The sequence below is a fragment of the Streptomyces sp. MUM 203J genome (genome assembly GCF_022414595.1).
Classification (GTDB): Bacteria; Actinomycetota; Actinomycetes; order Streptomycetales; family Streptomycetaceae; genus Streptomyces.
In genome coordinates this window covers 1-1,696 of record NZ_JADWYO010000128.1, presented here as the reverse complement: position 1 = coordinate 1,696, position 1,696 = coordinate 1, and the positions used below count along the sequence as shown (strand labels likewise).

Sequence of the window (1,696 nt, the reverse complement as noted above, 5' to 3'; positions counted from 1 at the left end):
TCGTGCGCAAGGTGCTCATCGCCAACCGTGGCGAAATCGCTGTCCGTGTCGCCCGTGCCTGCCGGGACGCCGGGATCGCGAGTGTGGCTGTCTACGCCGATCCGGACCGGGACGCCCTGCACGTCCGCGCCGCGGACGAGGCGTTCGCCCTGGGCGGTGACACCCCGGCCGCCAGCTACCTGGACATGGCCAAGGTGCTGCAAGCAGCCAAGGACTCCGGGGCGGACGCGATCCACCCCGGCTACGGATTCCTGTCCGAGAACGCCGAATTCGCCCAGGCCGTCCTCGACGCCGGCCTGATCTGGATCGGCCCCCCGCCACAGGCCATCCGCGACCTCGGCGACAAGGTCGCCGCCCGCCACATCGCCCAGCGCGCCGGAGCCCCCCTGGTCGCCGGCACACCCGACCCGGTCTCCGGCGCCGACGAAGTCGTCGCCTTCGCCCGCGAACACGGCCTGCCCATCGCCATCAAAGCCGCCTTCGGCGGCGGCGGACGCGGCCTGAAAGTCGCCCGCACCCTCGAAGAAGTACCCGAGCTGTACGACTCCGCCGTCCGCGAGGCCGTCGCCGCCTTCGGCCGCGGCGAATGCTTCGTCGAGCGCTACCTCGACAAACCCCGCCACGTCGAGACCCAGTGCCTGGCCGACACCCACGGCAACGTCGTCGTCGTCTCCACCCGCGACTGCTCCCTGCAGCGCCGCCACCAGAAACTCGTCGAAGAGGCCCCCGCACCCTTCCTCACCGACGAACAGAACACCGAGCTCTACGCCGCCTCCAAAGCCATCCTCAAGGAAGCCGGCTACGTCGGCGCCGGCACCGTCGAGTTCCTCGTCGGCACCGACGGCACCATCTCCTTCCTCGAGGTCAACACCCGCCTCCAGGTCGAACACCCCGTCACCGAAGAAGTCACCGGCCTCGACCTCGTCCGCGAGATGTTCCGCATCGCCGACGGCGAAGAACTCGGCTACGACGACCCCCCGGTCCGCGGCCACTCCCTCGAGTTCCGCATCAACGGCGAAGACCCCGGCCGCGGCTTCCTGCCCGCCCCCGGCACCGTCACCGCCTTCACCCCGCCCACCGGCCCCGGCGTCCGCCTCGACGCCGGCGTCGAGACCGGCTCGGTCATCGGCCCCGCCTGGGACTCCCTCCTCGCCAAACTCGTCATCACCGGCGCCACCCGCCGGCAGGCCCTCCAACGCGCCCGCCGTGCCCTGGCCGAGTTCCACATCGACGGCATGGCCACCGCCATCCCCTTCCACCGCGCCGTCGTCCAGGACCCCGCCTTCGCCCCCGACCACGGCCCCTTCACCGTCCACACCCGCTGGATCGAAACCGAGTTCACCAACGACATCAAACCCTTCACCCCGGCAGCCGGCGAGACCGACGACGACGACACCGGCCGCGAGACCGTCGTCGTCGAGGTCGGCGGCAAACGCCTCGAAGTCTCCCTGCCCTCCTCCCTCGGCATGAGCCTGGCCCGCACCGGACTCGCCGCCGGAGCCAAACCCAGACGACGCGCGAAGAAGAAGACCGCCACCGCCGCCTCCGGCGACACCCTCGCCTCCCCCATGCAGGGCACCATCGTCAAGATCGCCGTCGAAGAAGGCCAGGAAGTCCAGGAAGGCGACCTCGTCGTCGTCCTCGAAGCCATGAAGATGGAACAGCCCCTCAACGCCCACAAAGCAGGCACCGTCAA

The 1,696-nt window shown here is 70.4% G+C and carries 1 protein-coding gene; it reads left to right on the top strand.

The features are described 5' to 3' along the window. Positions 1-2 precede the first annotated feature (2 nt). On the top strand, positions 3-1,696 hold a 1,694-nt coding region (locus tag I3F58_RS29135), incomplete at its 3' end, for a biotin carboxylase N-terminal domain-containing protein (protein ID WP_240111714.1).